Raw genomic sequence first — 24,672 nt, 5'->3', positions numbered from 1 at the left:
TGCGCAGGGTTTTTTTACTGTTTATTGTATAAATTGAAATAACATTTTGCCTTGCGGAATTTACGGCCGGGCGATTCTTTCGCCGCTTACCCGCAAAACGATAAACCAGGCAGGAGCGCCCCTATGAAAATTCTCGTCGCGGTAAAACGCGTCATCGACTACAACGTCAAGATCCGCGTCAAGGCGGATCATTCGGATGTGGACCTGACCAACGTCAAGATGGCCATGAACCCTTTCTGCGAAATCGCCGTGGAAGAAGCGGTACGCATGAAGGAGCAGGGTGTGGCCACCGAGGTGGTCGCCGTGAGTATTGGCCCGAAGGCGGCCCAGGAGCAGCTGCGCACTGCGCTTGCGCTTGGCGCCGACCGCGCGATCCAGATCGAGACCGACGAGCGCGTCGAGTCGCTGGCGGTCGCGAAGCTGCTGGCCAAAGTGGTCGACGAAGAAAAGCCGAATCTCGTCATTCTCGGCAAGCAGGCAATCGACACCGACAACAACCAGACCGGACAAATGCTGGCCGCACTTTCGAACTTGCCTCAGGCAACCTTCGCCTCGAAAGTCGCCATCGACGGCGACCAGGTCACGGTCACCCGCGAGATCGACGGCGGCCTTCAGACCCTGTCGCTGTCGCTACCGGCGATCGTCACCACCGACCTTCGCCTGAACGAGCCGCGCTACGCGAAGCTTCCGGACATCATGAAGGCCAAGAAAAAACCCCTCGATGTGAAAACCCCGGCGGATTACGGCGTCGAGGTGGGTTCAAAAGTAAGCCTTGTGAAGGTCGAGACCCCGGCTGAGCGCAAGGGCGGCGTGAAAGTGGCCTCGGTGGATGAGCTGGTCGACAAGCTCAAAAACGAAGCGAAGGTTCTTTAAAAGCAGGGTGCTTTAACCGCCTCTTCCCCGTTTACAAGGAGTTCCCTATGAGTATTCTGGTTCTGGCCGACGTCCACGACGGCCATCTGCTTGACGCCACCGCCCACGTGGTGGCCGCTGCCCGCGCGATCGGCGGCGACATCGACGTGCTGGTGGCTGGCGAGGGCGTGCAGTCCGCCGCCGACAACGCCGCGAAGCTCGACGGCGTCACCCGGGTTCGCTTGGCAGACAACGCCGTGTACGCCCACCAGCTCGCCGAGCCGCTGGGGGCGCTGCTCGTGGCGCTCGCCGACGACTACACCCATATCCTCACCAGCGCCTCGACCACGGGCAAGAACGTGCTGCCGCGCGTCGCTGCGCTCAAGGACGTCAGCCAGCTCTCCGAGATCGTCGCGGTCGACGGCCCGGAGACCTTCAAGCGCCCGATCTACGCCGGCAACGCCATCGCCACGGTCAAAAGTGACGATTCGCTGAAGGTCATGACTGTGCGCACCACGGCGTTTGATGCGGTGGGCAGCGACAACGCCGCCGCGGTCGAAGCGGTGGACACCGTGATCGAGAACGCCCAGTCGCAGTTCGTCGGGGAAGAGCTCGCGCAGTCCGACCGCCCGGAGCTTGGCGGCGCGAAGGTGGTGATCTCCGGCGGGCGCGGCATGGGCAACGGCGAGAACTTCAAACTGCTCGACGGCATTGCCGACAAGCTGGGCGCAGCGGTGGGCGCCTCACGGGCCGCGGTGGACGCGGGGTTCGTGCCCAACGACATGCAGGTGGGCCAGACCGGCAAGATCGTCGCCCCGGATCTCTACATCGCGGTGGGCATTTCCGGCGCCATTCAGCACCTGGCGGGGATGAAGGACTCGAAGGTGATCGTGGCGATCAACAAGGACGACGAGGCGCCGATCTTCCAGGTCGCGGACTATGGGCTGGTGGGAGATCTATTCGAGCTTCTGCCGGCGCTCGAGAGCAAGCTGTAAACGGCTTTGCTTTCAAAGGCCCCGAAAGGGGCCTTTTACATTTATTGCGTTCATTCGATCAGGCACTAATTTCACCGTGCAGTATAGCTCAGCGCACCTGCGGGTTCTCCGCAGCGTTCCTCAGCGCATCGTCGAGCGCAGGGCGGTCTTCTCGCTCAAGGCGTTGCGTACGTTCGGTTGATTGATGACAGCCTCTACAACGCCGCTTTCACGGCGCTGACGATGACGACCATGGTGGTGTGGGATGCCATCTGGGGGTGTGAAGCCCTGTGGTCGCGGGATGTCATGAAAGAGGATTCCTCAAGCGGCGCTCAGGTGCTCGCTAACGATTTCAAGGTGATGATCGCTATCCCCCAGATAATGATCGAACATCACCAGATGCCTGGCGTAGGCGGCTACATAGCACTCTTCGGTCATGCCCATCGCGCCGTGAAGCTGAATGGCCTGTTCGGCGATAAAGCGCGCTGACTCGCCGCAATACGCTTTGGCCGCGGCGATCTTGACGTCGCGATCCAGCGGTGACAGCGAAAGGCTGGTGGCCGCCAGAATCGCCATGGAGCGTGACTGTTCCAGATGCAGGTGCATATCCACCATGCGGTGCTGCAGCGCCTGAAACGTCGCCAGAGGCATACCGAACTGTTTGCGCTCCTTGAGGTAGGCAAGCGTCTGATCGCAGGCGGTCTCCATGGCACCGATCGCCTGGGCGCAGAGCCCGGCACGGCCGATTGCGAGCGTCTCTTCGAGCACGCTCTCGGCGTCTTCGCTCAGGCAGTACGCTGGAGCCAGCATGACGTTATCCAGGGTCAGGTCCCCGGCGCTCTGCTCGTCCATGGTCTGATAGGTAAAGGTGCGGGCACCGGCGGTATCCGCGGGCACCAGGAACAGCCCCAACTTGCCGCTTTCAAGTTTCGCGGTAACCAGTGTCGCGGCGGCGGCGTCCAGGTTCATGACGAGATCCTTTCGGCCGTCGAGACACCACTGGCCATCTATCTGGCGAGCGTGGGTGGTGATCGCCCGCGCGTCGTAACGGGCGGCGACCTCCTGCCAACCGAGCGCCAGCTGGTGTTCGCCTTCGAGCAGCGGCGCAAGCCAGCGGTTTTGCTGCTCGCCGTCGGCAGTCAGTGCCAGCAGTTGGCCAGGCAGCACCAAGGCGAACAGGTAGGGTTCTGGCACAAGCCCCCGGCCCAGCGCCTGCAGGATGATCATCAGGTCAGTCCCGTCACCGCCAAGCCCACCCGCCTCTTCGCTGAAGGGCATATGCAGAAGGCCGAGCTCGGCGAAAGTCTGCCAGAGGGTAGTACGCGCGCCCTCGGAGGGCTTGGCCAGCATGGCGCGCCGCTGCTCCGGAGAGACGCGATCGGCCACCAGGCGGGTCAATGTCTCTTCGAGCATGCGTTGTTCGTCGGTCAAAGCAAAATCCATGGGACCCCCTTACATGCCGAGAATGGTTTTGGCGACGATGCCTTTTTGTATTTCATTGGCGCCGCCGTAGATGGAAAGCTTGCGCCGGTTGAAATACTGACCGCTTGCCGCCGCACTCTGGGCATACGCCTCGTCCAGCGGTTCGTCGCGATAGAGAAAGTCGGGGAAGAACGCCACCGCCGCCGGGCCGAGCGCCCGCCGGGTCAGCTCGCTGAGTTCCTGGCGAAGTTCCGAGCCACGCACCTTCAGAAGCGAGCTTTCCGCGCCCGGGGCGCCGCCATCGCGGGCGGCGGCGATCACGCGAAGGTTGGTCACTTCCAGCGCCATGAGTTCGAGTTCGGCCTTGACCACGCGTTGGCGAAAGCTCGGCAGCTCCAGCAAGGGCTTGCCGCGGTGCTCGACGTGGCTCGCCAGTGATTTCAGGTGGCGAAGCGCCTGCTTGGCGTGGCCAAGCCCTGCGATGCCGGTGCGCTCATGAGTGAGCAGGAACTTGGCGCAGGTCCAGCCTTGACCCTCTTCGCCCACACGGTTCTCGACCGGTACGCGAACGTTGTCCAGAAAGACTTCGTTCACTTCATGGGCACCGTCCAGCGTCACGATCGGGCGCACCGTGATGCCCGGGGTCTGCATGTCGATCAGCAGAAAAGTGATGCCGGCCTGCTTTTTGGCGGCTGGGTCGGTGCGTACCAGGCAGAACAGCATGTTGGCGTGCTGGCCGAGGGTGGTCCAGGTCTTCTGGCCATTGACGATGTAGTGATCGCCCTCACGGACGGCGCGGGTATTAAGGCTCGCCAGATCCGAGCCGGCGCCGGGCTCCGAGTAGCCCTGGCACCACCAGTCTCGGTTGTCGAGAATGCGCGGCAGGTAGCGTTCTTGCTGTTCGGGGGTACCGAACTTCATGATGACCGGCGCCACCATGTTGACGCCGAAAGGCACAACGGTCGGCGCATGAGCGGCGGCGCACTCCTCGTCGAAGATATGGCGCTGTACCGGCCCCCAGCCCGGGCCGCCGTGCTCGACAGGCCAGTTGGAAGCAAGCCAGCCCTGTTGGCTGAGGATGTTCTGCCAGCGCAGGTGATCGTCGGCGCGCAGGTGGCGCCCCAGGCGCACGCGCTCGCGAATATCGCTGGGTAAGGCGTCGGCGAGAAACGCGCGCACCTCGCTGCGAAAGCCCTGTTCTTCGGGGCTGAAAGTGAGATTCATGGTCAGGGTTCCTTTGTGCCAAGCGTAGCCTGGCGATGCGGCCCGCCTAGATGGCGCGGGTAGTTCAGCGCCTCCACGGCCAGCAGGTCGATATCGCTTTCCCGGTAGCATTCGCCGCGCTCGACGATCCCCATGCTTGCGTCTTCGAGCGCCGAGTGGGCGTCGCCTGTGTGTTGCGCGGCGGCGCTGAGCGTGTCCAGAAGGCTTCGTTTCCGGGTGGCCACCACGTTCTGGCGCAGCGCTTTCAGCGTGAGCGCGACGCGCTGTTGAGTCAGGGCATCGACGCCGCGATTGACCAGCTCGTTGAAGGGGCCGTTTTCGGTAAGCACCAGGCTCAGCGTAGCGCTGTCATCGCCGTGACCGATGGTCTGTAGCGTCAGGCAGTGGGCACCTGTCGGGCAGCCGTCAGCCGAGGTGTCGGGGGCGAGTATGCAAAGCTCGGTGTCCGCGTTCGGGGGGCTGGTAAGCTCGAGCCCGGCGCGCGGCGCGGCCGCCTGAAGCTTCTCGAACAGCGGGTGTTCGCCGATCAAGGCGAGGCGCTTGAACGGTTCGGCGTTTTCGACATCCGGCACCTGGTGCGGGCTGCGCGCGGCGAAGAACAGGTGAATCAGCCCGGCTCGCTGGGGCGACTCCATGCACTCCATGAAAAGCGCTCGCTCGCGGTCAAGACCGTCTCGAATCGATACTGACGTCGTGCATGCCTCGATGGCCTCGACAATACGAAACGGTGAAAAAAGCGCGGGTACCTCCTGCTCAAGGCGCGTCCGGGTCGCTTTGATGGCCTCGGGGTCGGGTGGCGGGGCGGGCAGCTCGCCGGTGATGCGCGCCTTGACGTGGCCGGCCAGGATCTCTCGAGCGGCTGCCAGTCCAGCTTCCAGTGGCGTTTCGGCATCGCTTACGGCATCGATGATGCCCGCTTCGAGGGCCTCTTCGTCGCTTACGAAGCGTCCGCTGGTGATGATGTCCAGCGCCCGCGTCACGCCGGTCAAACGCGGCAGGCGCTGGGTACCGCCGGCGCCGGGGAGAAGGCCGAGCTTGACCTCTGGCAGGCCGACGCGCGTGCCTTTCAGGGCGACCCGGTAATGACAGCAAAGTGCCACTTCCAGCCCGCCGCCAAGTGCGGTGCCGTGCAAGGCGGCGATGAGTGGTTTCGGGCTTGCCTCGAGTTCGTTTACCACCTCGGGAAGTATCGGGTGCTGAGAGGGCTTGCCGAATTCGCGAATATCCGCCCCCGCGATAAAGGTGCGTCCGCTTGCCAGCAGCACCAGAGCCTGGGTCTGCGGATCGGCGATGCCTTCCTCGAGCGCGTCGACCAGGCCACTTCGCACGGCGTGACCCAAGGCGTTGACGGGCGGGTTGGAAATTTCGATAACGCCGATATCACCCTGGCGCTGGTACGAGACGGTCATGGCTTACTCACTTTTGAGCATTGGAAAGTTCAGATTCACTGATGACTTCCCCGATCATGTCTAAAGAGGGGAGCTTAGTCAATAAAACGAAATATGGTTTCGCTTTGCGGAATCTGTGTCGATTCGGCTATCATGCGACTCAGAAGACCGGATCCAACCCGGCATCTTCCAGGGCCGTGCGCCGCTCGGCCATCCAGCCGTCGATGAATGCTTGCTCCTGGGTCGGGGCATCCGCCTTGTAGTTCTCCCAGGTTTCCAGCAACAGCGTCTGGCGCTCGACCAGGGCGTTCTGGTGCGCCTGCATCGCGTCGGTCCAGAGGCCGCGCTCGCGATAGTAGTCGACCACGGCGTCGTGAAACGGGATCACCCAAGTCATGTTCTGGTTTTCAAGCGCGTAGCCGCTGGCGCCGGGCGCATTATTTTTGTAGTCGTCGAAGGACGCCACCATCGTCGTGATCAGCCCCTGAACGGTCGTGTCCTCGAGATCCGCATTGCTCACCACGATCGGGTAGGGGTAGCTGGCGCTTGCAAGCGGCGAGTCCGGATCGATACCGGCGCCGGAGGTGACCTGGTGGGGCTGAAAGTAGGGCGCGACCGCGAGCATTCTTGACCAGCCCGCCTCATCTTCTACGGGAAGCGCGGGCCACTGAAGCCCCCTGGGACTTGCGGCCAGACGCTGTGAGGCGGGGGTGACGGTGGTGGTGATGGCTGCATCGGCACGGCCGCTGATGATGCCGTCGAAGGCGGCGTTGTAGCCGGGAAAGTCCACCCGTTCGACGTCCTCCCAAGTCAGGCCGGCGAACGCCAGATAAGCCTCGGCGGCCTTGTTCAAGGCGTCATCGCCGCGCAGGTAGGCCAGTCGCTTGCCTTCCAGGTCGGCCAGCGTGTCGAGCTCCACATCCCCGGCCACCGCCATGCCGAGCCCAAAGCCCGCCATCGAGGTAGTGATCACGCGAATCGGCTGCGGTCCCCAGTCGGGTCGGGCGAACATCATCACGCCTTCGGCGCCGTAGTAGCTGGCGATGCCGCAGGCACAAAGATCCACCCGACCGGTCTTGAGCGGGGTCATGCGCATGGTGTCGTTTTCGCCGGGGATGACCCGGGACTGGGTACCATATTCGTTTTGCAAAAGCTGGCTGATGGCCATGATCTGCGCGTTGGCGCTGGTCCCCGTACCGTAGGAGGTCCAGTTCAGAGTCGCCGGCATGGCCGAAGCGGGGCCGGCGAGCAGTACCCCGGCGGCCACGGCGCCCAGAGCGAGGGAAAGAGTTGTTGTCATACGCATTGTATCCTCGTTGTCCGTTGTGTGAGTCAAGCGGCGTGGGTGGTGGGCCCATGGCGTCGCTGGCAATAGCGCGCCAACAGTACACCGGGTATCAGCGCGGCCAGCGCCAGACCCATCAGCTCGAGCTGGCTCAGCGGCACCATGCCACCGCCGGGCAGTGCCAGTAAAAGTCCTGCCACCAGCACCAGCGTACGAATGACGCTCTCCTGCACGATACCGTAGCCGAGTCTTCCTACGCCCATGAGGTAGCCCTGCATCGCCGAGGCGAACAAGATGATGCCCACGACCGCTTGGACGAACACGGCCACGATCAGAAGCGGCGCGCCCTGCATGATCAGCGCCGGATTGAGCACGAACAGGAAAGGAATGAAGTAGATCACGCTGCCCAGGCGCATGGCCTGAAGGCCAGTGGCCATGGGGCGGGCGCCGGCCACCGTGGCCGCGGCAAAGGCACCCAAGGCCACCGGCGGGGTGATGAAGCTCAGCATGCCCCAGTACAGAATGAACATGTGCACCGCCATCGGATCCAGACCGCCGCCCTGGATCAATGCCGGCGCCAGGGCGACCGCCAGGAAGATGTAGGCTGCGGTCACGGTCATGCCGATACCCAGCACGAAGCTTGTGGCCGCACCCATGATCAGTAGAAGCGGTACGCTGCCGCCGGCGATATTGATGAAGTCGTTGGCGATGGTGCCGGAAAGGCCGGTCATGGAAAGCGCGCCTACCAGCATGCCGACGCCGGCCAGAATCGCGATCAGCTCGGCGAAAAGCTTGGCCGCCGAGGAGAGCGTGTCGGTGACGTCCGACCAGCCCCAGCGGTTGTGTTTGGAAAGCTGGTTGAGTACCAGCAGCAGGGCAGTGGCGTAGAAGGGCGCAACGGCTTCGCGTTGCATCACCAGTAGCATCCAGACCAGCAGGCCGAATACGAAGATGAAGTACCAGCCCTCCTTGAGGGTCTGTTTCAGCGAAGGGAGCTCGACGGCGGGCAGCCCCTGAATGTCGTTGCGCGCTGCGTAAGCGTCGATCTGAATGAACAGACCCAGAAAGTAGAGAATCGAAGGGATGACGGCGGCCAGGGCCACCGCGGAGTAGGGAATATCCAGAAACATCGCCATGACGAAGGCGGTGGCGCCCATTACCGGCGGCATCAACACCCCGCCGGTGGACGCACAGGCCTCGACGCCCCCGGCGAATGAGCGGCTCATGCCGATGCGCCGCATGGCGGGAATCGACAGCACGCCGGTGGTCAGCACGTTACTGATCACGCTGCCGCTCATCGAGCCCATCAGCCCGCTTGAAAAGATCGACACCTTGGCCGGCCCGCCGCGGACATGGCCCAGTAGCGCAAACGCCAGGTTGATGAAAAACTTGCCACCGCCGCTTTTCTGCAGCACCACGCCGAAGACCAGAAAGCCGATGACCAGCCCGGCAAAGGCTTGAAGCGGTACGCCCATGATGCTTTCGGTGCTCATGGTGTGATACATGGCGGTCTGTTCAAGTGTAGAAGGAAAGGCCTGAATCGGGCCGGGAACGATGTCGGCCACCAGCGGATAGAGCGAAAAGAGGCCGGCGATGATGGCAATGGGCAGCCCGCCTGCCCGGCGGGCCGCTTCGATGATCAGCACCCAGTAGGCGTAGCTTGCGTAGATGGCCACGTCCGGGGCGGAAAAGGCCCAGCCGCGCTCAAGAATGGGCACGGCGTTATAGACGAAATAGCCCCCCACCGCGAGGGTGATGGCGCTCAGCAGGTAGTCGTACCAGGGGATGGGCTTTTCCTGCTGCCGGCTACTCAAAGGCCAGAGCAGAAAGACCAGCGGCAGGAGTAGCGCCACCACGGCGTAATAGAATTGGGTCTCGAGCCCGGTCACGAAGGTCAAAAGTCCCGTATTGAACAGGTAGTCCAGCGTCATCAGCATCAGGATGACCGTCACCGTGGCGGGTATCCAGCGAAGGACGTCGGGAAGCTCGCGAATCTGGCTGATCTTCTCTTTTACCTGCTTGTTATCGGCAGGCGGGGTATTGGTGGTCATAAGGGATTCCATCAATCGACAGGGGCGGCGCAGGCCGCCCCGGGGCGTGTCACTCGAAGATCGGCTCGAAACCAGCGTCGTTCAACGCGCTCGCGCGGGCGCTCATCCACTCGGTCGTGAAGGCGTCATCGTCGCTGGGCGCGTCCTGCATGAACGTCTCCCAGGCTTGCAATAGCACGTCCTGGCGTTCTACCAGCCGGTCTTGATGGGCCTGCATTTCGTCGGTCCATACATCGATTTCCTTGTAGTACTCGATGACCGCATCGTGAAACGGTACTACCCACTCCAGATCCTGATACTCCAGTGCATAGCCGTTGGCACCGGGAGCGTTATCCTTGTAGTCGTCGTAATTTTCCTGCAGCGCCCGGATCAGCCCATAAGCTACGTTGTCTTCCAGGTTCTGGTTGGCGACCACGATGGGGTAGGGATAGCTGGCGCTCGCCAAGGGATTGTCGGCGCTGATGTCGCCGGCCCCGGCAGTCACTTCGTGCGGTCGGAAGTAGGGCGCGACGGCGGCCATGCGCTCCCAGCCCGCTTCATCATCGGGATCCAGAACTGGCCAGCTGATGCCCCGTGGACTGCTGGCGAGCTGCTGGGCGGGGGGCGTGACGGTCGTCGTGAAGGAGGCGTCCACGTCGCCGGCGATGATGCCGTCGAAGGAGCGCGCATAACCCGGGTAGTCCACGCGTTCGACGTCGTCCCAAGTCAGGCCGCCAAAGGCCAGGTACGCCTCGGTGCCCTTGTTGAGCGCATCGTCCCCGCGAATGTAGGCGATACGCTTACCTTTCAGGTCGGCGGGCGTTTCGACGTCCAGATCACCGGCCACCGCCAGCGACAAGCCAAAGGACGCAGTAGAGGTGGTGATCACTCGAATCGGCTGCGGACCCCAGTCGCGGTCGGCGAACATCAGCACGCCTTCTGCGCCGTAGTAGCTTGCGATTCCGCAGGCGCAAAGGTCGACCCGCCCCTGTTTCAGCGGTGTCATTCTCGAGACATCGTTTTCGCCGGGCAACACTCGCACCGATGATCCGTACTCGTTTTGCAGCATGTTGCCGATCGCCACGGCCTGGGCGTAGCCGCTTGAGTTGGTGCCATAAGCCGTCCAGGCCATCGTGCTGGGTAGGTCGATGTCGGGAGATTCGCTGTCACTGGCCTGGCTCAAGGACGCGACCAGCAGTGATAAGGGTAAGGCAGCGATGAGCAGGCGTTGATTGAGTGGGCGCATTGAAGGGCTCCATTATTATGCTTGTAGGAATATAATTACATTTCGTTACTTTTTGTTTTGCTGTGCGGTACTCTGTTTTGCAATTTTCAATTGATAGTAGATAGGCGGCGAGACAAATGTCAACGCCGTTGTATCAAGTGTCTTGGGTATGGGGTCACTAGAGACTCGAAAGCCAGGCAGTGGCCTGGCTTTCAAGGGGGGCAGGTTTAAAGGTGGCTAGGAAAATTCACGCCAGGCGGCGTAAGTACTCAAAAACACGCGACCGGTGAGCGCCTCGAGAAAATCGCTCTGTTTGAGCCGGTCCATGACCGGGCCCTTGACCTCGGATAGATGAAGTTTGACGTTGGAATCTTTCAGGCGCGCGTTGATGGCGTCCAGACTCTCCAGCGCCGAGGCGTCGATCAGGTTGACCGCCGAGCAGATCAGCACCACGTGTTCGATCTCCGGACGGCTGGCGACTAAATTGTAGACGGTATCTTCGAGGTAGCGCGCGTTGGCGAAGTAGAGACTTTCATCGATACGTAGCAGGGCGGCGTTCTGGGGGGCTTCGACATCGTGGCGCTCGATGTTACGAAAGTGCTCGGTGTCGGGCACTCGGCCCACCAGCGCGCTGTGCGGACGACTGGTGCGATAAAGAAACAGCGCAATGGAAAGCGTCACGCCGCCTATGATCCCGGCCTCGATACCTTCGGTCAGCGTTAGCACGATCGTGACCGCCATGGCCGCGAAATCGCTTCGCGAATAGCGCCAGGTTTGGCGCAGCATGGGCATGTCGACCAGGGTCAAAATCGACACCGTGATAGTGGCCGAAAGCGTCGCAATGGGCAGATAGAAAAGCCAGCCGGTAAACGCCAGGGTGACGATAGCGATACCCAGCGCGGTAAAGGCCCCGGCGGCCGGTGTTTGCGCGCCGGCATCGAAATTGATCACCGTGCGCGAAAGCCCGCCGGTGACCGGCATGCCGCTGGTGACCCCCGCGGCCAGGTTGGCCGCGCCCAGCCCGATCAATTCCTGATTCGGCGAAATCCGCTGGCGCCGCTTGGCGGCAAGCATCTGGCCCATGGAGACCGATTCGACAAAGCCCACCAGGCTGATCAGCAGCGCCGGTACCAAAAGCGCTTTCCAGAGCGCGCCGTCGCCAAGCGGCAGGCTCAGCTCGGGTAGCCCGCCAGGAATGGCGCCGACCACGGCCACGCCTTTCGATGCCAGCTCCCAATGCCAGCACGCAAGAGTCGTGATAACGACGGCGAACACCGGCCCCGCCTTGGTCAGCAAATCCGCAAGCCCCAGCGGCAGGCCAAGCCGCGTGAAGCCACTTTTGCCGTAGCGGCGCATGGCCACCAAAAACACCAGCGTACCCAAGCCGATAGCCGCGGTATAAGGGTTGATCGTTGGGAGATGGGGGAACAGCGTTCTCACGCGCTCGACCAGCGTGAACCCGCTGCTTTCGATTCCCAGAAGGCTGCCCAACTGGCTGGCGGCGATCAAAATGCCCGAGGCGGTCAAAAAGCCGGAGATGACCGGGTGGCTCAGGAAGTTGCTGAAAAATCCCATGCGCAGCGCGCCCATGGCCACTAGTATCAGCCCGGAGAGTAGCGAGAGCACCAGCGCCGCTTCCAGGTAGGCCTCTGACCCTGGCGCGGCGACGCTTGAGAGCGCCGCGCCGGTCATCAAGGCGATGATCGCCACCGGCCCGACCGCCAGGGTGCGGCTGGTGCCCATCAGGGCATAAAGAAGCTGAGGGAGGATGCTCGCATAAAGCCCCACGACGGCGGGGAGCCCGGCGAGCAGCGCGTAGGCGAGTGACTGCGGAATCACCATGATGGTGACGATCAACCCGGCCAGCAGGTCCGCGCTGAATAGCCGCCGATGATAATGGGGTAGCCACGTCAAAATAGGGAAATAGCGCTTGAACATAAGCTCCGTGCCGTCAAAGTATCTTTTAAACCGCTGAACGTTCAGGTCTATGGTTATATTAACGTGTTATAGCAATCATGGCGGCATGGCCTAAAAAAATAACCAATATGTTCCCCCAAAGTGTTACTCCTTTACTGCCAGCAAGGGGGTAGACTCATCGACTTGGCGCTCACAAGGTTAGCCTGCTTAAAAGAAACAAAAAAATAACATCCACTAAAAAAGAGTACCGCTTATGTGGCTATGCCGGCTTCTCGCGCCTTTGCTGCTACTGGGGCTATCCATCCCACTGGTGATTCGAGGTGAGTCTTGGGCGTACCTGGCGCTGGTTTGCGCACTGCTTGGCGCAGCGGGGCTGGCCGCCGGGGCGCTTTACAACGTCTACCTGGCTGACCAGCAACGCCTTGCCCGTACCCGGGGAATCAAACCGCTCAGGGATTACGCCTCGCTCAAGGCGATGGCGCATCGGTTAATGGGCCGGGCGAGCAGCACGGCGATCGCCTCGGCGGAAGTCTCCCACTACGCCGACCTGATGGATCAACGCCTGGCCCAGCAAGAACGCATGGCGCGGGAGGCCTCCACCAGCACCAGCGCGATCAACGCTGCCATCGTCCAGGTCAGTACCAGCGCTGCTCAAGTCGCTTCACTGGCCGAAAGCGCGCGGGATGCGGGGCACCAAAACCGGGATGAGCTGACCGAGATCGTCACCGACATGAGCGATGTAGCGGCTCGCTCGGACGAAGCGCTCGAGATGCTGGAGGCGCTCAACGCGAAGATAGAACGGGTGCGTAGCGTGACCTCGATGATCGAAGAGATCGCCGAGCAGACCCATTTGCTCTCCCTTAACGCCTCGATCGAGGCTGCTCGGGCCGGAGAGCACGGCCGCGGGTTTGCCGTCGTGGCCGGCGAAGTGCGCAGCCTGGCGCTCAAAACCTCTACAGCGACCCAAAGCGTCGAGACACTCGTCAAGGATATGCACCAAAGCGGCCAACAGGTGGTGAGCACGATGCAGCACCTGATGGCCCGGGTCCGCCACCGTTCTGAAGGGATGACCCGGCTTGGCGAAAGCATGGCTTTGATTACCCGGCAGTTCGATCAGGTGCAGCAGGAAATCACCGGTGTCGCCCAATCGATGGCGAGTACCAAAGGACATAGCCAGACGGTCGCGGAGAGTTTGCGCCAGTTGGAAGCGGATGCGGACGAGGGGAACCGCAATATGCACGATTTGGCGGGTCAGGCGCGCGCTTTGATGGCCGCGGCGGAGGAGGTGGACGGCGAGCTCGCCCAGCAGCGCTTGAAAGGGCGCCATCAGGACGTCTTCAAGCTGGCCCGCCACGCGGCGGATCAAATCGGCGCGCTCTTCGAAGGCGCTATCGCTCGAAATGAGCTCACCACCGAGGCGCTCTTTCAAACCCGGTACGAGGAGGTGGCGGGTACCCAACCAGCGCTTTACCGCACCGGTTTCGATACCTTTACCGACCAACACTTACCGGCGCTACAAGAGCCGCTACTGGCCTTGCACGGGATAAGCTACGCGATTGCCTGCGACCGCCAGGGCTATGTACCGACCCACAACGCGGCAGTGAGCCACGCGCCGACCGGCGACTACGCCTTCGATCTCAAGTACTGTCGCAGCAAACGCATCTTCGACGACCCGACCGGTAAGCGCTGCGGCGCGCATACTCAGGCGCTGCTGCTGCAAACCTACAAGCGCGACACGGGCGAAATCATGCACGACCTTTCGGTGCCTATTTTCATCAACGGCAAGCACTGGGGCGGCTTTCGAGTGGGCTACCCGCCACAGCGCCTTGGGGCCAGCGGCGAAAAGAGCGCTGCCAGCCTAAGTGGCGAAGGGCTGACTAGCTTGCCTCATAACGCGGGCGTGACTGCCACGAGGAGTATGAGTAGAGTGCCAGCCCCAGCCAAATGATGATGAAGGTAATGAGCTGAATCGTACCCAGCGGCTCGTTGAAGATGGTGAGCGCGATCAAAAACTGGATACTTGGGTTGATATACATCAAAAAGCCGAGCGTCGACAGGCGCAGCCGCCGAGCGGCGCCGGCAAAGGCGAGCAGGGGCAGGGTGGTGGCTATGCCGCAGGTCATGAGCAGTACGCTAAGCGGCGCATCGGTGAGAAAGTGCGATTCGCCCTGCAGGCTAAGCCAGGTCAGCGCCAACAGCGCGAGGGGCAAGAGCACCAGCGTTTCGACGAAAAGTCCGGATAGGCCATCGAGCGGCACCTGCTTGCGAAAAAGCCCGTAGCTACCAAAGCTTAGTGCCAGCATCAGGCTGATCCAGGGCAACTCGCCGAGCATAAAGAACTGAATCAAAATAGCGATGCTGGCAAGCCCGACCGCCACCACCTGAAGCCGCGCCATTACTTCACGCAGCACCAGTACGCCAAGCGCCACGTTGACCAGTGGCGTCAGAAAATAGCCAAGGCTTGCCTGGAGCACCTGGCGGCTTTCGACCGCGTAGATATAGAGCCCCCAGTTGATCCCGATCAGCACCGCACAGACCAATACCCGCCCCAGCCGTCGCGGCGCTTTCAGAGCACTCACCACCGGCGCCCAGCGCTTGAGCAGCGTAATCACCCCGACCAGAAAAATGCAGGACCAAAGAATGCGGTGAATCAATACTTCCGGGGCAGGCACGCCCTCGAACAGCGCAAAGTAGAGCGGAAAGCAGCCCCAAAGCACGTAGGCGGTGAGGCCGAAGGTAACGCCTTTGACAGCTTCAGGATCGCGAGCAGGCGGGGAAAGCATAGCAGCCTCATTATTGAAAAATGTTAATCTATCACACAATCTTCACACACACCGGACGATAAGGAGAAGCACCATGACCGAGCTAAGAACGAGCCTGGTGCAGTGCGATCTGCGCTGGGAGGACCCGGCGGCCAACCATGCCCATCTGGAAGAGCTGCTGGGGGAGCTTGATAGCCGCGACACCGACCTCATTGTCCTGCCGGAAATGTTCGCCACCGGCTTCACCATGAACTCCCGCGAAATGGCTCAGCCCATGGAGCAGAGCCAAAGTGTGGCCTGGCTAAAAGCACAGGCCAGCACCCGGGGCTGTGTCGTGACGGGGAGCGTGGCGGTCGTTTATCAGGGGGAGTACTACAACCGCATGATTTGGGCGACCCCCGAGGGCGTGGTTCACCACTACGATAAGCGTCATCTTTTTCGCATGGCCGGTGAGCACGAGCGCTACGCCATGGGCCCGTCTCGTAAGATCGTCGAGCTCAAGGGTTTCAAAATCCTTTTGAGCGTTTGTTACGACTTGCGCTTTCCGGTGTGGTCGCGCCAGCAGCCCCGCGAGGGCGAGCACTTCGAGTACGATGCGCTTTTATGCGTGGCCAATTGGCCCGCCCCGCGTCGAAAGCCTTGGCGCACGCTGCTTCAGGCCCGTGCCGTCGAGAACCTGGCTTACGTGATGGGCGTGAACCGGGTGGGCGAAGACGCCAAGGGCATGGCCTACAGCGGCGACTCGATGCTAGTCGATTACAAGGGTGAGCCGCTCATCGACTGGCCCAAGGACGCGCCCTTCATCGAAACCGGAACCCTCGACAAAGCGGAGCTCGACGGGTTTCGTGAAAAATTTCCCGCCTGGCAGGACGCCGACCGTTTCGAACTTTTACCAGGAGTAGGCCAGTAATGCGCCTTGACCGTTTTCTCAGTGAAACCAGCTCGCTTACCCGCAGTCTGGCCAAACGCGCGCTTAAAAACGGCGAGGTCACCTTGAACGGCTCGCCGGTCAAGCAGGCATCGACCCAGCTCGACACCCACGAGGACGAGGTGCTGTTAAACGGCGAAAAGCTCGCTTTGGTGGGGCTTCGCTACGTAATGCTGCATAAGCCGACCGATGTCGAGTGTACGGCCCGGCGTGGGCTCTACCCCCGTGTGGTCGATCTGATCGAGCTGCCCAAGGCCGAGCGTCTGCAGCCGGTCGGGCGCCTGGACGTAGACACTACCGGGCTTTTGCTGCTGACCGATGACGGCCAGTGGTCGCACCGGGTAACCTCGCCCAAGCACCGCTGCGCGAAGGTGTACATCGCCGAACTGGCCGACCCGTTGGAGGGCGCCGCCGCCGAGCGCGCCGTGGAGAAAATCGCCGAGGGTATTCTGCTGGACGACGACGAAACACCCACCGCGCCGGCCACGCTGGAGTTACTGAGCCCCACCCAGGCGAAGCTGACCATGACCGAAGGGCGTTACCATCAGGTAAAACGCATGTTCGGCGCGCTTGGCAACCGGGTGGTGTCGCTTCACCGTCACGCCATTGGCCCTATCGAGCTCCCCGAGGACCTGGGCCCTGGTGAGTGGCGCGAACTCACCGCCGAAGAAGCCGCCAGGTTCTAGGCCGTTACGATGCCCCAGCAAGCGCCCTTGAAGGGCGCTTTTTTTATAGCCGGCTTTTATAAACGAGCGTACTCGCGCCTCAAACTGTTCCAGAGATAACTATTTTATACCGTTATCTTATTTTAAGGCTTAAATTTAGGGCTTGGTGCTATTCGTTAAGCAAACGGCGAGAGAGTTATTCAGTAAAATGAGTGAGTTTGGCGGCCTCGATCAGCGCTTGGGTGTAGGGGTGGCGTGGCGCGGCGAGCACCTCGAGGCAGGGGCCTTGTTCGACTACCTCGCCCTCCTTGAGCACCATGACGCGGTGGGCCATGGCACGTACCACGGCCAGGTCGTGGCTGATAAACAGATAGCTTAGCTGGCGCCTGGCCTGTAGCTCGCGCAGAAGAGTGATCAACTGCTTTTGTACCGTACGGTCGAGCGCCGAGGTGGGCTCGTCGAGCACTAAAAGCTCGGGCTCGAGGATGATGGCTCGGGCCACCGCGATACGCTGGCGCTGGCCACCGGAGAACTCGTGGGGGTAGCGGGCCGCGCAGCTCTCGGGCAGGCCTACCTCCTCGAGGGTTTGGTGAACACGAGCGGTGACCTCTGCCTGGCTAAGCTCGGGGTGATGAAAGCGCAGCCCTTCGCTGACGATATCGAACACCGGCATGCGCGGTGACAGCGCCCCGTAAGGGTCCTGAAACACCATTTGCAGCCGGCGGCGCTGGCGCCGCAAGGCGTTGCCGCTCAGGGTGTCGAGCCGGGTGTCGCCCAGTGCGATCTCGCCCTGGCTTGGCATCAGGCGCAGGATGGCCGAGGCGAGGGTCGTCTTGCCCGAGCCCGACTCGCCCACGATGCCCAGCGTCTCGCCGGGCGCGATGCTCAGATCAGTCGCCTTTACCGCTTCAAAATCGGGCCGTTTGCGCTGGAAAAGCCCGGTGGCGGGGCGGGCGAAGCTTACCTTGAGCTGGCGCGCGCTTAAAAGCGGCGTCGTGTTGGCGATGGCCGCCGGCCGGCCAGCGGGTTCGGCGTCGATCAGCGCCCTTGTGTAATCGCTTTGCGGGCGCTCAAATACGTTGGCCACCGTGCCGGTCTCCTGGATGCGCCCATCCTTCATCACGCAAACTCGGTCAGCGAAGCGGCGTACCAGGTTCAGGTCGTGGCTAATGAACAGCATCCCCATACCGTATTCGTCGCGCAGCGCCTTTAGTAGGGCGAGGATCTCCTGCTGTACGGTGACATCCAGCGCGGTGGTCGGCTCGTCGGCAATCAATAGCGCCGGGTTGTTGGCGATCGCCATGGCGATCATCACCCGCTGGCGCTGCCCGCCGGAGAGCTGATGCGGCCAAACGTCCAAAAGCTCTTCGGCCCGGGGTAGCTTGACCTGTTCGAGAAGCGCCTTCGCGCGGCGCCGGGCAGCCTGGCCCCGAAGGCCCTGGTGCAGGCGCAGGGTTTCGCCAAGCTGTTTGCCGATGCGGTGCAGCGGGTTTAGTGAGGTCATGGGCTCCTGGAACACGAAGCCGATGCGGTTGCCGCGGATGGCGTTCCACTGGCGCGGGCCTTGCTTTGCCAAATCCGTTGCTTCCAGCCAGCGCCCGCCGCTCACTCTGGCGTTTGCGGGCAGCAGGCCAAGCGCGCCCAGCGCCGACACCGACTTACCCGAGCCGGATTCACCCACGATCGCCAGCGTCTCGCCCCGGTCGACGCTAAGCGAGAGGCCGTCCACCACCGGCTGACCATCGAAGGCCACGGTGAAGTTTTCGAGGCGAAAAAGCGGGTCAGGCATGTTGAGCTCCCGATGCGGGCGTGGCGCTATGGCTTACGTGGCGGGGGTCGAAGGCGTCGCGCAGCCCCTCGCCGATGAACACGAGCAGCGAAAGCATGACCGCCAGCGTCATGAACGCGGTGATGCCCAGCCAGGGAGCGTGCAGATTGTTCTTGCCCTGGGCGGCCAGTTCGCCAAGCGACGGCGCGCCCGGGGGCAGGCCAAAGCCGAGAAAATCGAGCGCGGTGAGCGTGCCGATGGCGCCGGTAAACAGAAACGGGATGAAGGTGAGGGTGGCGACCATGGCGTTGGGCAATACGTGGCGCCACATGATCAACCTGGAAGGCAGCCCCATGGCTTTCGCTGCGCGCACGTACTCCAGGTTACGCGCGCGCAGAAACTCGGCGCGTACGATATCGACCAGTCCCAACCAGGAGAAAAGCAGCATGATGCCCAACAGCCACCAAAAACCCGGCTGCACGAAACTGGCAAGAATGATCAGCAAGAACAGCACCGGAAGCCCGGACCATATCTCGGTGAGGCGCTGGCCAATCAAGTCGACCTTGCCGCCGAAATAGCCTTGTACGCCGCCGGCCAGCACCCCCATGACGATCGAGCCGGTGGTCAGCACCAGCGCAAAGGCGACAGAGAGGCGAAAGCCGTAGATGACCCGCGCCAGTACGTCGCGCCCCTGGTCGTCGGTGCCCAGCCAATGGCGGCTATCCGGCGGCGCTGGAGACGGCCGGGTCATCTGCATATCCAGGGTTTGGTAAGAGAACGGGATCATGGGCCATAGCGCCCAGCCGTTTGCCTGGATTTGCCCTTGAATGAATGGGTCGAGGTAGTCGGTGCGCGTGGGCAGAAAGCCGCCGAATTCGGTTTCCGGGTAGTCCACCAAAAGCGGCGCATACCACTGGCCTTCATATTTCAGCACCAGCGGCTTGTCGTTGGCGACCAGCTCGGCGGCCAGGCTCAAAATGAACAGCACGCCGAACACCCAAAGCGACAGCCGGGCGCGGCGGTTGGCCTTGAACGCCGCGATGCGGCGCCGGGTAATGGGGGACAGCCGGGAAGAGCGCGGGGAGGAGGGCGTGGCCATCGTTACACCTCCCTCGTGGCGAAGTCGATGCGGGGGTCGACCCACATGTAGGTTAAATCAGAGACCAGCTTGAGGATCAGCCCGATGACGGTGTACAGAAAAAGCGTGCCGAAAATCACCGGGTAGTCGCGCTGCATGACTGCTTCGAAACCCAAAAGACCCAGCCCATCGAGGGAGAAAATCACCTCGATCAGCAGCGCGCCGGTAAAGAAGATACCGATCACCGCTGATGGCAGCCCGGCAATGATGATCAGCATGGCGTTGCGAAACACGTGGCCATAGAGAATACGGCGCTCGTCCGCACCCTTGGCGCGGGCGGTGAGCACGTACTGCTTGTGAATCTCGTCCAAAAAACTGTTTTTGGTCAGCATGGTGAGTGTGGCGAAGCTGCCGATGGCCGCGGCGGCGACGGGCAGGGTGATATGCCAGAAATAATCTTTCACCTTGCCCCAGAGGGAGAGGTCATCGAAGTTGGGCGAGGTGAGACCCCTGAGCGGAAACCAGTCCAGGTAGCTGCCCCCGGCAAAGATCACGATCAGCACGATAGCGAACAGAAAGCCCGGGATCGCGTAGCCGACGATCACCAGCCCCGAGCTCCATACATCGAAGCGGGAGCCGTGATGCAACGCCTTGCGAATGCCCAGCGGAATCGACACCAGATAAACCAGCAGCGTCGCCCAAAGGCCCAGTGAAATCGAGACCGGCAGGCGCTCGGCCATCAGGTCGATGACAGGGCGGTCGCGAAAGAAGCTGGTGCCAAAATCAAGACGAAGGTAGTCCGTCATCATGGTAAGAAAGCGCTCGTGAGCCGGCTTGTCGAAGCCGAACTGCTGCTCGAGTTGCTCGATGAAGCGCGGGTCGATACCGCGGGCGCCTCGCGAGTCGTCATTGACCTGGACGTCGGCGCCGCCCATGTCCAGGCGCGTGCTGGCCATGGCGTCGGCGCCTTCGAAGCGCGCTAGCATCTGGTCGATGGGCCCGCCGGGGGCGGCCTGAACGATCATGAAGTTGAGTAGCATGATCCCCAGCAGGGTGGGAATCATCAAAAGTAGTCGGCGTAGAGTGTAGCGGGCCACGGTGCGCTCCTGGGGTGATCGAAAAAGCCCTAACGGCGCCTTTCAAGGCTGGCTTCCCGGTCGGGGTCCACCCACCAGGCGTCGAGGTCCATGGCGTAAGCGGGGAACGGCTCCGGGTAGCCAAACTTGTCCCACACGGCGATGCGGGTTTCGCCAGAGTGGTAGTGGGGTATGGCGTAAAATCCCCAGCGCAGCACACGGTCCAGCGCCCGGGTGGCCACATCGAGCTCTTCCCGGTCCTCGGCGCTAATGATGTGCTCGACCAGATCGTCGACTGCCGGGTGGGCAAGCCCCATACGGTTACGACTTTGAGGCGCCTCGGCGGCGGCGCTGGTGAAGAAGTCGCGCTGCTCGTTGCCGGGGTTGTTCGACTGGGGGTAGTGGGTGGTCACGATATCGTAATCGAAGTTGCGCACTCGGTTCAGGTACTGGTTGATATCGACGATGCGCATGGAAGTGTCGACGCCCAGGCGCGCCATGTTTCTAAGCATCGGCTGTACCACGCGTTCGAGCGCCGCGTCGTACATCAATACCTCGAGGCGAAGCGGCTGGCCGGTTTCGCCGTGAACCAGCTCGCCGTCTTCGATTTCGTAACCGGCCTCTTGCAAGAGCCCAAGGGCACGGCGCAGGCGCTCACGCAGCGCCGTGGGCTGCTCCATAGGGAGCGATTCGGTGAACAGACGCTCCGAGCGATGCGAGGCGAGCAACTCTTCACGGTGCGGTTCCAAAAGCGCAAGCTCGGCCTCGGAAGGCGGGCCTACGGCTTCCATTTCCGAGTTCTGGAAGTAGCTTTCGGTACGCTGGTAGTTATCGTAAAAAATATTGGTGTTGAGCCAGGCAAAGTCGAAGGTGAGGCTTAGCGCCTCGCGCACCCGTGGGTCCTGAAACTTCTCTTTATTCAAGTTGAAGACGAACGCCTGCATGAGCGCCGGGTTGACGTCGGGTACGGTAATGCGCTCGATCAACCCTTCGCGGAAGGCGGGAAAGTCGTAGCCGATCGCCCAGGTAGCGGCGCGCGCGTCTTCGCGAAAATCGACGAGCCCCGCCTTGAATGCCTCCCAGGCGATATCCCGGTCGCGGTAGTAGTCGTAAACGATCCGCTCGATGTTGTAACGCCCGATATTGACCGGCAGGTCCTTGCCCCAGTAGTTTTCGTCGCGCTCGAAGACGATCCGCCGGCCCGGGTCCACCTCGCCGATGCGGTAGGGCCCGGAGCCCGGGTGAGCGGTCAGTGTCGGCGCAGTAAAATCCCGCGGCTCCCAGTAGTGGCGCGGTAGAATCGGTAGTTGCGCAACGATCAACGGCAGTTCTCGCGAGGTGGTGTCGCTGAACTCGAAACGCACCTGGTGCTCGCTTTGGGCGATGACCTGGGAGACACCGGCGTAGTAGCTGGCGAAAAACGGGTTGCCCTCTTCGCGTAGCAAATCAAAGGAAAACACCACGTCGTAGGCGGTCACGGGTTCGCCGTCTTGAAAGCGTGCCTCCGGGCGAAGGTCGAACTCGATCCACGCCCGGTCCGGGTCCAGGCGTACGCCTTCGGCCAATAGCCCGTAGAGGCTGAACGGCTCATTGGGGTTGGTCACCATCAGCGTGTCGTAAATCTTCGTGCTCACCCCGGTGGCGGGGGTGCCGCGAATAATGAAGGGGTTGGTCGAATCGAAGCTCGAGCCGACGGCGGTATGAATGATGCTACCGCCCTTGGGCGCCTGAGGGTTTACATGGGGGAAGTAAGCGAAGCCTTCATCGAGCGCCGGGGTGTCGTAGAGCGACAGCGCGTGAACGGTTTCGACCGGGGCACTCGAGGGCGGCTCGGAAAGCGCCATCGCGGCGCTTTTATCATCGGCCAGCGCCGCCAAAGGCGCAGCGCTGGCCGCCATTAGCAGTAGGGCGCAAAGAGCTTTGACACATCGCACACCGCTTCGCATCGAGGACGTCCTGTTGTCGCGTTGAACCGTGACCGAAAAACGACGCCCTCTACCGCGCAGAGAGCGCCAGCAGCTGGCCGGTCTCCAGGGCATTCGGCCGCTCGAGGGAATTCCAGCGTATCAGGTCGCTTTGGTCGACATTATAGCGCGCGGCGATAGCGGATAGGCTATCACCACTTTCAACGCGATGAACCGCTGGGGTCTGGGTCGAGGCGAGCATGCTCGAACCATTTTGAGAAAGCTCGGCGATGAGCTCACTGTCCGCCGATTCCGGCACCAGCAGCGTTTGCGCACTTTGCGGCCCCGCCTGGGCGGCGAGTAGGCCGGGATTGAGCTCGGCCAGGCGCTGCTGACTGACATCCAGAAGTGTCGAAGCCTGGGATAGGCTGAGCGGCTGGGCGAGCTGCACCTTGGCAAAAGCGGGTGAGGCATGAATCTCGGGCAGCTCGACGCCGTAAAATTCCGGATCCTGAATGATAGCCGAAATGGCCTTGAGCTTGGGCACGTACTGCAGGGTTTCCGAGGGCAAGCTGAGATCCCAGTAGCTGCCTTCGAGCCCCTGGCCCTGGGCCCGGCGCACCGCCTTGTTGACCGTACCGGCGCCGGCGTTATAGGCGGCCAGTGAAAGCATCATGTCGCCTGCGTACCACTGCTCTGCCTGGGACTCCAGGTAGTCGAGGGCGGCCTGGGTCGAGGTAAGAACGTCAAGCCGGCCATCGTAGCGGCTGTTGCGCACAAGCCCCAGCGCGTCGCCGGTACGCGGCATGAATTGCCAAAGCCCCGCCGCGCCCATATGGCTTTTGGCGCTAGGGTCGAAGGAGCTCTCCACGAAAGGGATTAGCGCGATTTCGCCGGGTAGATCGCGCGCGCTGACCTGTTCGGTGATCCAGGCAAGCCAGGGGGTGGCGCGGCGCGTGATTTCGACGATGTTTTCCGGCCGGGCGCGGTAGTACTCGATCCACTGATCGACTCTAGCCTGGGCATCGGGGGCAAGCGCTTTATCCTGCCACTGAAACGCGTCGCGTAGTGTTTTCCATACGCTTTGGGGCTCAAGGGCCAGGGAATCCCAGAAGTGGGCGTGGTAGGCGTCGAGCTTTGACGCGGATGCTTGCTGGCCCCCGGACGCTGGCAGTGTGTTGGGCGCGGGTGCAGAGGTAAAGACACCAGAACGATTGGCGGAGGCTTCGGAGTTGGCCGCCGTGGCCATTAAAAGGCCCATAATAACGGTGCTGCCAGCGCTTAGTAAAAAGCGCTGGCGAATGGTGCGATAAGTCATAGAGCGTCTTTTCTGGGTAAAGGCTTTAGAAACGGTTTTTCCACTCGCGCAACGTCGTAAACGTTGCGAGGTCGTCACCATTTGGGCCTTGGGCCCCTGCGGCTTGGCGCACGCTGTCGGTGGCCACGCGTAAATAGGGATTGATGGTCAACTCGCGCCCGATATTGCTGGGCAGGGTGGGGCGGTCCATCGCACGTGCTTTCTCGCACTCCTCCAGTACCTGGGGGATCGCGTCATTGACCGGGTCGGCTTGCCGCGCAAACATCAGGTTGGCTTGGGTGTACTCATGACCGGCAAACACCAGCGTATCTTCGGGAAGCTTTGCCAGTGCGTCGAGTGAGGCCAACATCTGCTCCGGCTCGCCTTCGAAAAGTCGCCCGCAGCCGGCACAAAAGAGCGTGTCACCGCAAAACAGCAGTGCCGGAATGCCCGCCGCGAAGTAGCTGATGTGGTCCAGGGTGTGACCGGGGGTCGCGATGACTTCGAAAAGCCGGCCCATCACGCGCAGCTCGTCGCCGTGGCCCACCGTCTCATCGAGGCTTTCGATGGACGAGCCTGAAGGGCCGATCACGTGGCAGGCGTAGCGCCTTTTGAGCTCTTTCACCCCGCCGGTGTGGTCGTGATGATGATGCGTAATCAAAATGGTGGCCAGGTTAAGGCCTTCGCGCTCCAAAAGCTCGATGACCGGGGCTGCTTCACCGGGGTCCACCACGCAAACGTTTTGGCTAGTATCCTGGCGCAGCAACCAAATATAGTTGTCGCTAAGGGCAGGAATCGGTGTCACGCTCATCATGGGCGAGATCCTTTAACGTTCAAATTACACGACTGCGTGTGCAAGAATACACGCACCGCCGTG

The 24,672-nt window shown here is 61.9% G+C and carries 19 protein-coding genes; 5 read left to right on the top strand and 14 right to left on the bottom strand.

Annotated features, from left to right (window positions below; translation table 11 throughout):
* Positions 1-123: 123 nt before the first annotated feature.
* Both ACWFVE_RS08965 and ACWFVE_RS08960 read left to right on the top strand, forming a co-directional pair.
* Entirely contained in the window at positions 124-873 is a 750-nt protein-coding gene (locus ACWFVE_RS08965; protein ID WP_447528927.1) for an electron transfer flavoprotein subunit beta/FixA family protein, read from the top strand.
* Between the two features lie 47 nt (positions 874-920).
* Complete coding sequence (locus ACWFVE_RS08960) at positions 921-1,847, top strand: electron transfer flavoprotein subunit alpha/FixB family protein (protein ID WP_447528926.1); 927 nt, start codon at positions 921-923, stop codon at positions 1,845-1,847.
* 300 nt (positions 1,848-2,147) lie between these two features.
* On the opposite strand, the gene ACWFVE_RS08955 is transcribed toward ACWFVE_RS08960, so the two are convergent.
* From ACWFVE_RS08955 to ACWFVE_RS08925, 7 genes are all read right to left on the bottom strand, one after another.
* Positions 2,148-3,269, bottom strand: a complete 1,122-nt coding sequence (locus ACWFVE_RS08955; RefSeq protein WP_447528925.1) for an acyl-CoA dehydrogenase family protein — start codon at positions 3,267-3,269, stop codon at positions 2,148-2,150.
* A gap of 9 nt (positions 3,270-3,278) precedes the next feature.
* The gene (locus ACWFVE_RS08950) at positions 3,279-4,472 is read right to left on the bottom strand and encodes an acyl-CoA dehydrogenase family protein (RefSeq protein ID WP_447528924.1); all 1,194 of its coding nucleotides are present in this window, start codon (positions 4,470-4,472) and stop codon (positions 3,279-3,281) included.
* 2 nt (positions 4,473-4,474) lie between these two features.
* Positions 4,475-5,881 carry an enoyl-CoA hydratase/isomerase family protein gene (locus tag ACWFVE_RS08945; RefSeq protein WP_447528923.1) on the bottom strand — a complete coding sequence of 469 codons (1,407 nt, stop codon included), beginning with the start codon at positions 5,879-5,881 and terminating at the stop codon, positions 4,475-4,477.
* 139 nt (positions 5,882-6,020) lie between these two features.
* Positions 6,021-7,166 carry a TAXI family TRAP transporter solute-binding subunit gene (locus ACWFVE_RS08940; protein WP_447528922.1) on the bottom strand — a complete coding sequence of 382 codons (1,146 nt, stop codon included), beginning with the start codon at positions 7,164-7,166 and terminating at the stop codon, positions 6,021-6,023.
* 26 nt (positions 7,167-7,192) lie between these two features.
* Complete coding sequence (locus ACWFVE_RS08935; RefSeq protein WP_447528921.1) at positions 7,193-9,196, bottom strand: TRAP transporter permease; 2,004 nt, start codon at positions 9,194-9,196, stop codon at positions 7,193-7,195.
* A gap of 49 nt (positions 9,197-9,245) precedes the next feature.
* Positions 9,246-10,421, bottom strand: a complete 1,176-nt coding sequence (locus ACWFVE_RS08930) for a TAXI family TRAP transporter solute-binding subunit (RefSeq protein WP_447528920.1) — start codon at positions 10,419-10,421, stop codon at positions 9,246-9,248.
* Between the two features lie 216 nt (positions 10,422-10,637).
* Positions 10,638-12,338, bottom strand: a complete 1,701-nt coding sequence (locus ACWFVE_RS08925) for a SulP family inorganic anion transporter (RefSeq protein WP_447528919.1) — start codon at positions 12,336-12,338, stop codon at positions 10,638-10,640.
* A 232-nt stretch (positions 12,339-12,570) separates the two neighbouring features.
* Here ACWFVE_RS08925 and ACWFVE_RS08920 point away from each other — a divergent pair, with 232 nt between their 5' ends.
* Positions 12,571-14,265: a methyl-accepting chemotaxis protein gene (locus ACWFVE_RS08920; protein ID WP_447528918.1), complete on the top strand. Its 1,695-nt coding sequence runs from the start codon at positions 12,571-12,573 to the stop codon at positions 14,263-14,265.
* On the opposite strand, the gene rarD is transcribed toward ACWFVE_RS08920, so the two are convergent.
* Positions 14,195-15,100 (bottom strand): EamA family transporter RarD, encoded by a 906-nt coding sequence (gene rarD, locus ACWFVE_RS08915; RefSeq protein ID WP_447528917.1) that lies wholly within the window; start codon positions 15,098-15,100, stop codon positions 14,195-14,197. The two genes, ACWFVE_RS08920 and rarD, sit on opposite strands and share 71 nt — an antisense overlap.
* Positions 15,101-15,173: 73 nt before the next feature.
* Here rarD and ACWFVE_RS08910 point away from each other — a divergent pair, with 73 nt between their 5' ends.
* A complete protein-coding gene (locus tag ACWFVE_RS08910; protein ID WP_447528916.1) occupies positions 15,174-15,989 on the top strand; it encodes an amidohydrolase in 816 nt (271 codons plus the stop codon).
* A complete protein-coding gene (locus tag ACWFVE_RS08905; protein ID WP_447528915.1) occupies positions 15,989-16,693 on the top strand; it encodes a pseudouridine synthase in 705 nt (234 codons plus the stop codon). Before ACWFVE_RS08910 ends, ACWFVE_RS08905 begins: the two co-directional genes overlap by 1 nt.
* Before the next feature lie 175 nt (positions 16,694-16,868).
* Here ACWFVE_RS08905 and ACWFVE_RS08900 read toward each other — a convergent pair whose 3' ends face one another.
* The 6 genes from ACWFVE_RS08900 to gloB are packed head-to-tail and all read right to left on the bottom strand — an operon-like array spanning position 16,869 to position 24,609.
* On the bottom strand, positions 16,869-18,461 hold the full coding sequence (locus ACWFVE_RS08900) for an ABC transporter ATP-binding protein (RefSeq protein ID WP_447528914.1): 1,593 nt from the start codon (positions 18,459-18,461) through the stop codon (positions 16,869-16,871).
* Positions 18,454-19,539 carry an ABC transporter permease gene (locus ACWFVE_RS08895; RefSeq protein ID WP_447528913.1) on the bottom strand — a complete coding sequence of 362 codons (1,086 nt, stop codon included), beginning with the start codon at positions 19,537-19,539 and terminating at the stop codon, positions 18,454-18,456. Before ACWFVE_RS08895 ends, ACWFVE_RS08900 begins: the two co-directional genes overlap by 8 nt.
* Before the next feature lie 2 nt (positions 19,540-19,541).
* Complete coding sequence (locus ACWFVE_RS08890) at positions 19,542-20,615, bottom strand: microcin C ABC transporter permease YejB (protein WP_447528912.1); 1,074 nt, start codon at positions 20,613-20,615, stop codon at positions 19,542-19,544.
* A gap of 29 nt (positions 20,616-20,644) precedes the next feature.
* Positions 20,645-22,540 carry an extracellular solute-binding protein gene (locus tag ACWFVE_RS08885; RefSeq protein ID WP_447528911.1) on the bottom strand — a complete coding sequence of 632 codons (1,896 nt, stop codon included), beginning with the start codon at positions 22,538-22,540 and terminating at the stop codon, positions 20,645-20,647.
* Between the two features lie 49 nt (positions 22,541-22,589).
* Positions 22,590-23,816, bottom strand: coding sequence for a transglycosylase SLT domain-containing protein (locus tag ACWFVE_RS08880; protein WP_447528910.1), 1,227 nt, complete (start codon positions 23,814-23,816; stop codon positions 22,590-22,592).
* Positions 23,817-23,841: 25 nt separating this feature from the next.
* Positions 23,842-24,609, bottom strand: a complete 768-nt coding sequence (gene gloB / locus ACWFVE_RS08875) for a hydroxyacylglutathione hydrolase (RefSeq protein ID WP_447528909.1) — start codon at positions 24,607-24,609, stop codon at positions 23,842-23,844.
* Positions 24,610-24,672: the final 63 nt, after the last annotated feature.

This window comes from Vreelandella mediterranea, assembly GCF_970647075.1.
Note: the sequence above shows the minus strand (reverse complement) of the source record. Positions and strands in the feature narration are given on the sequence as shown.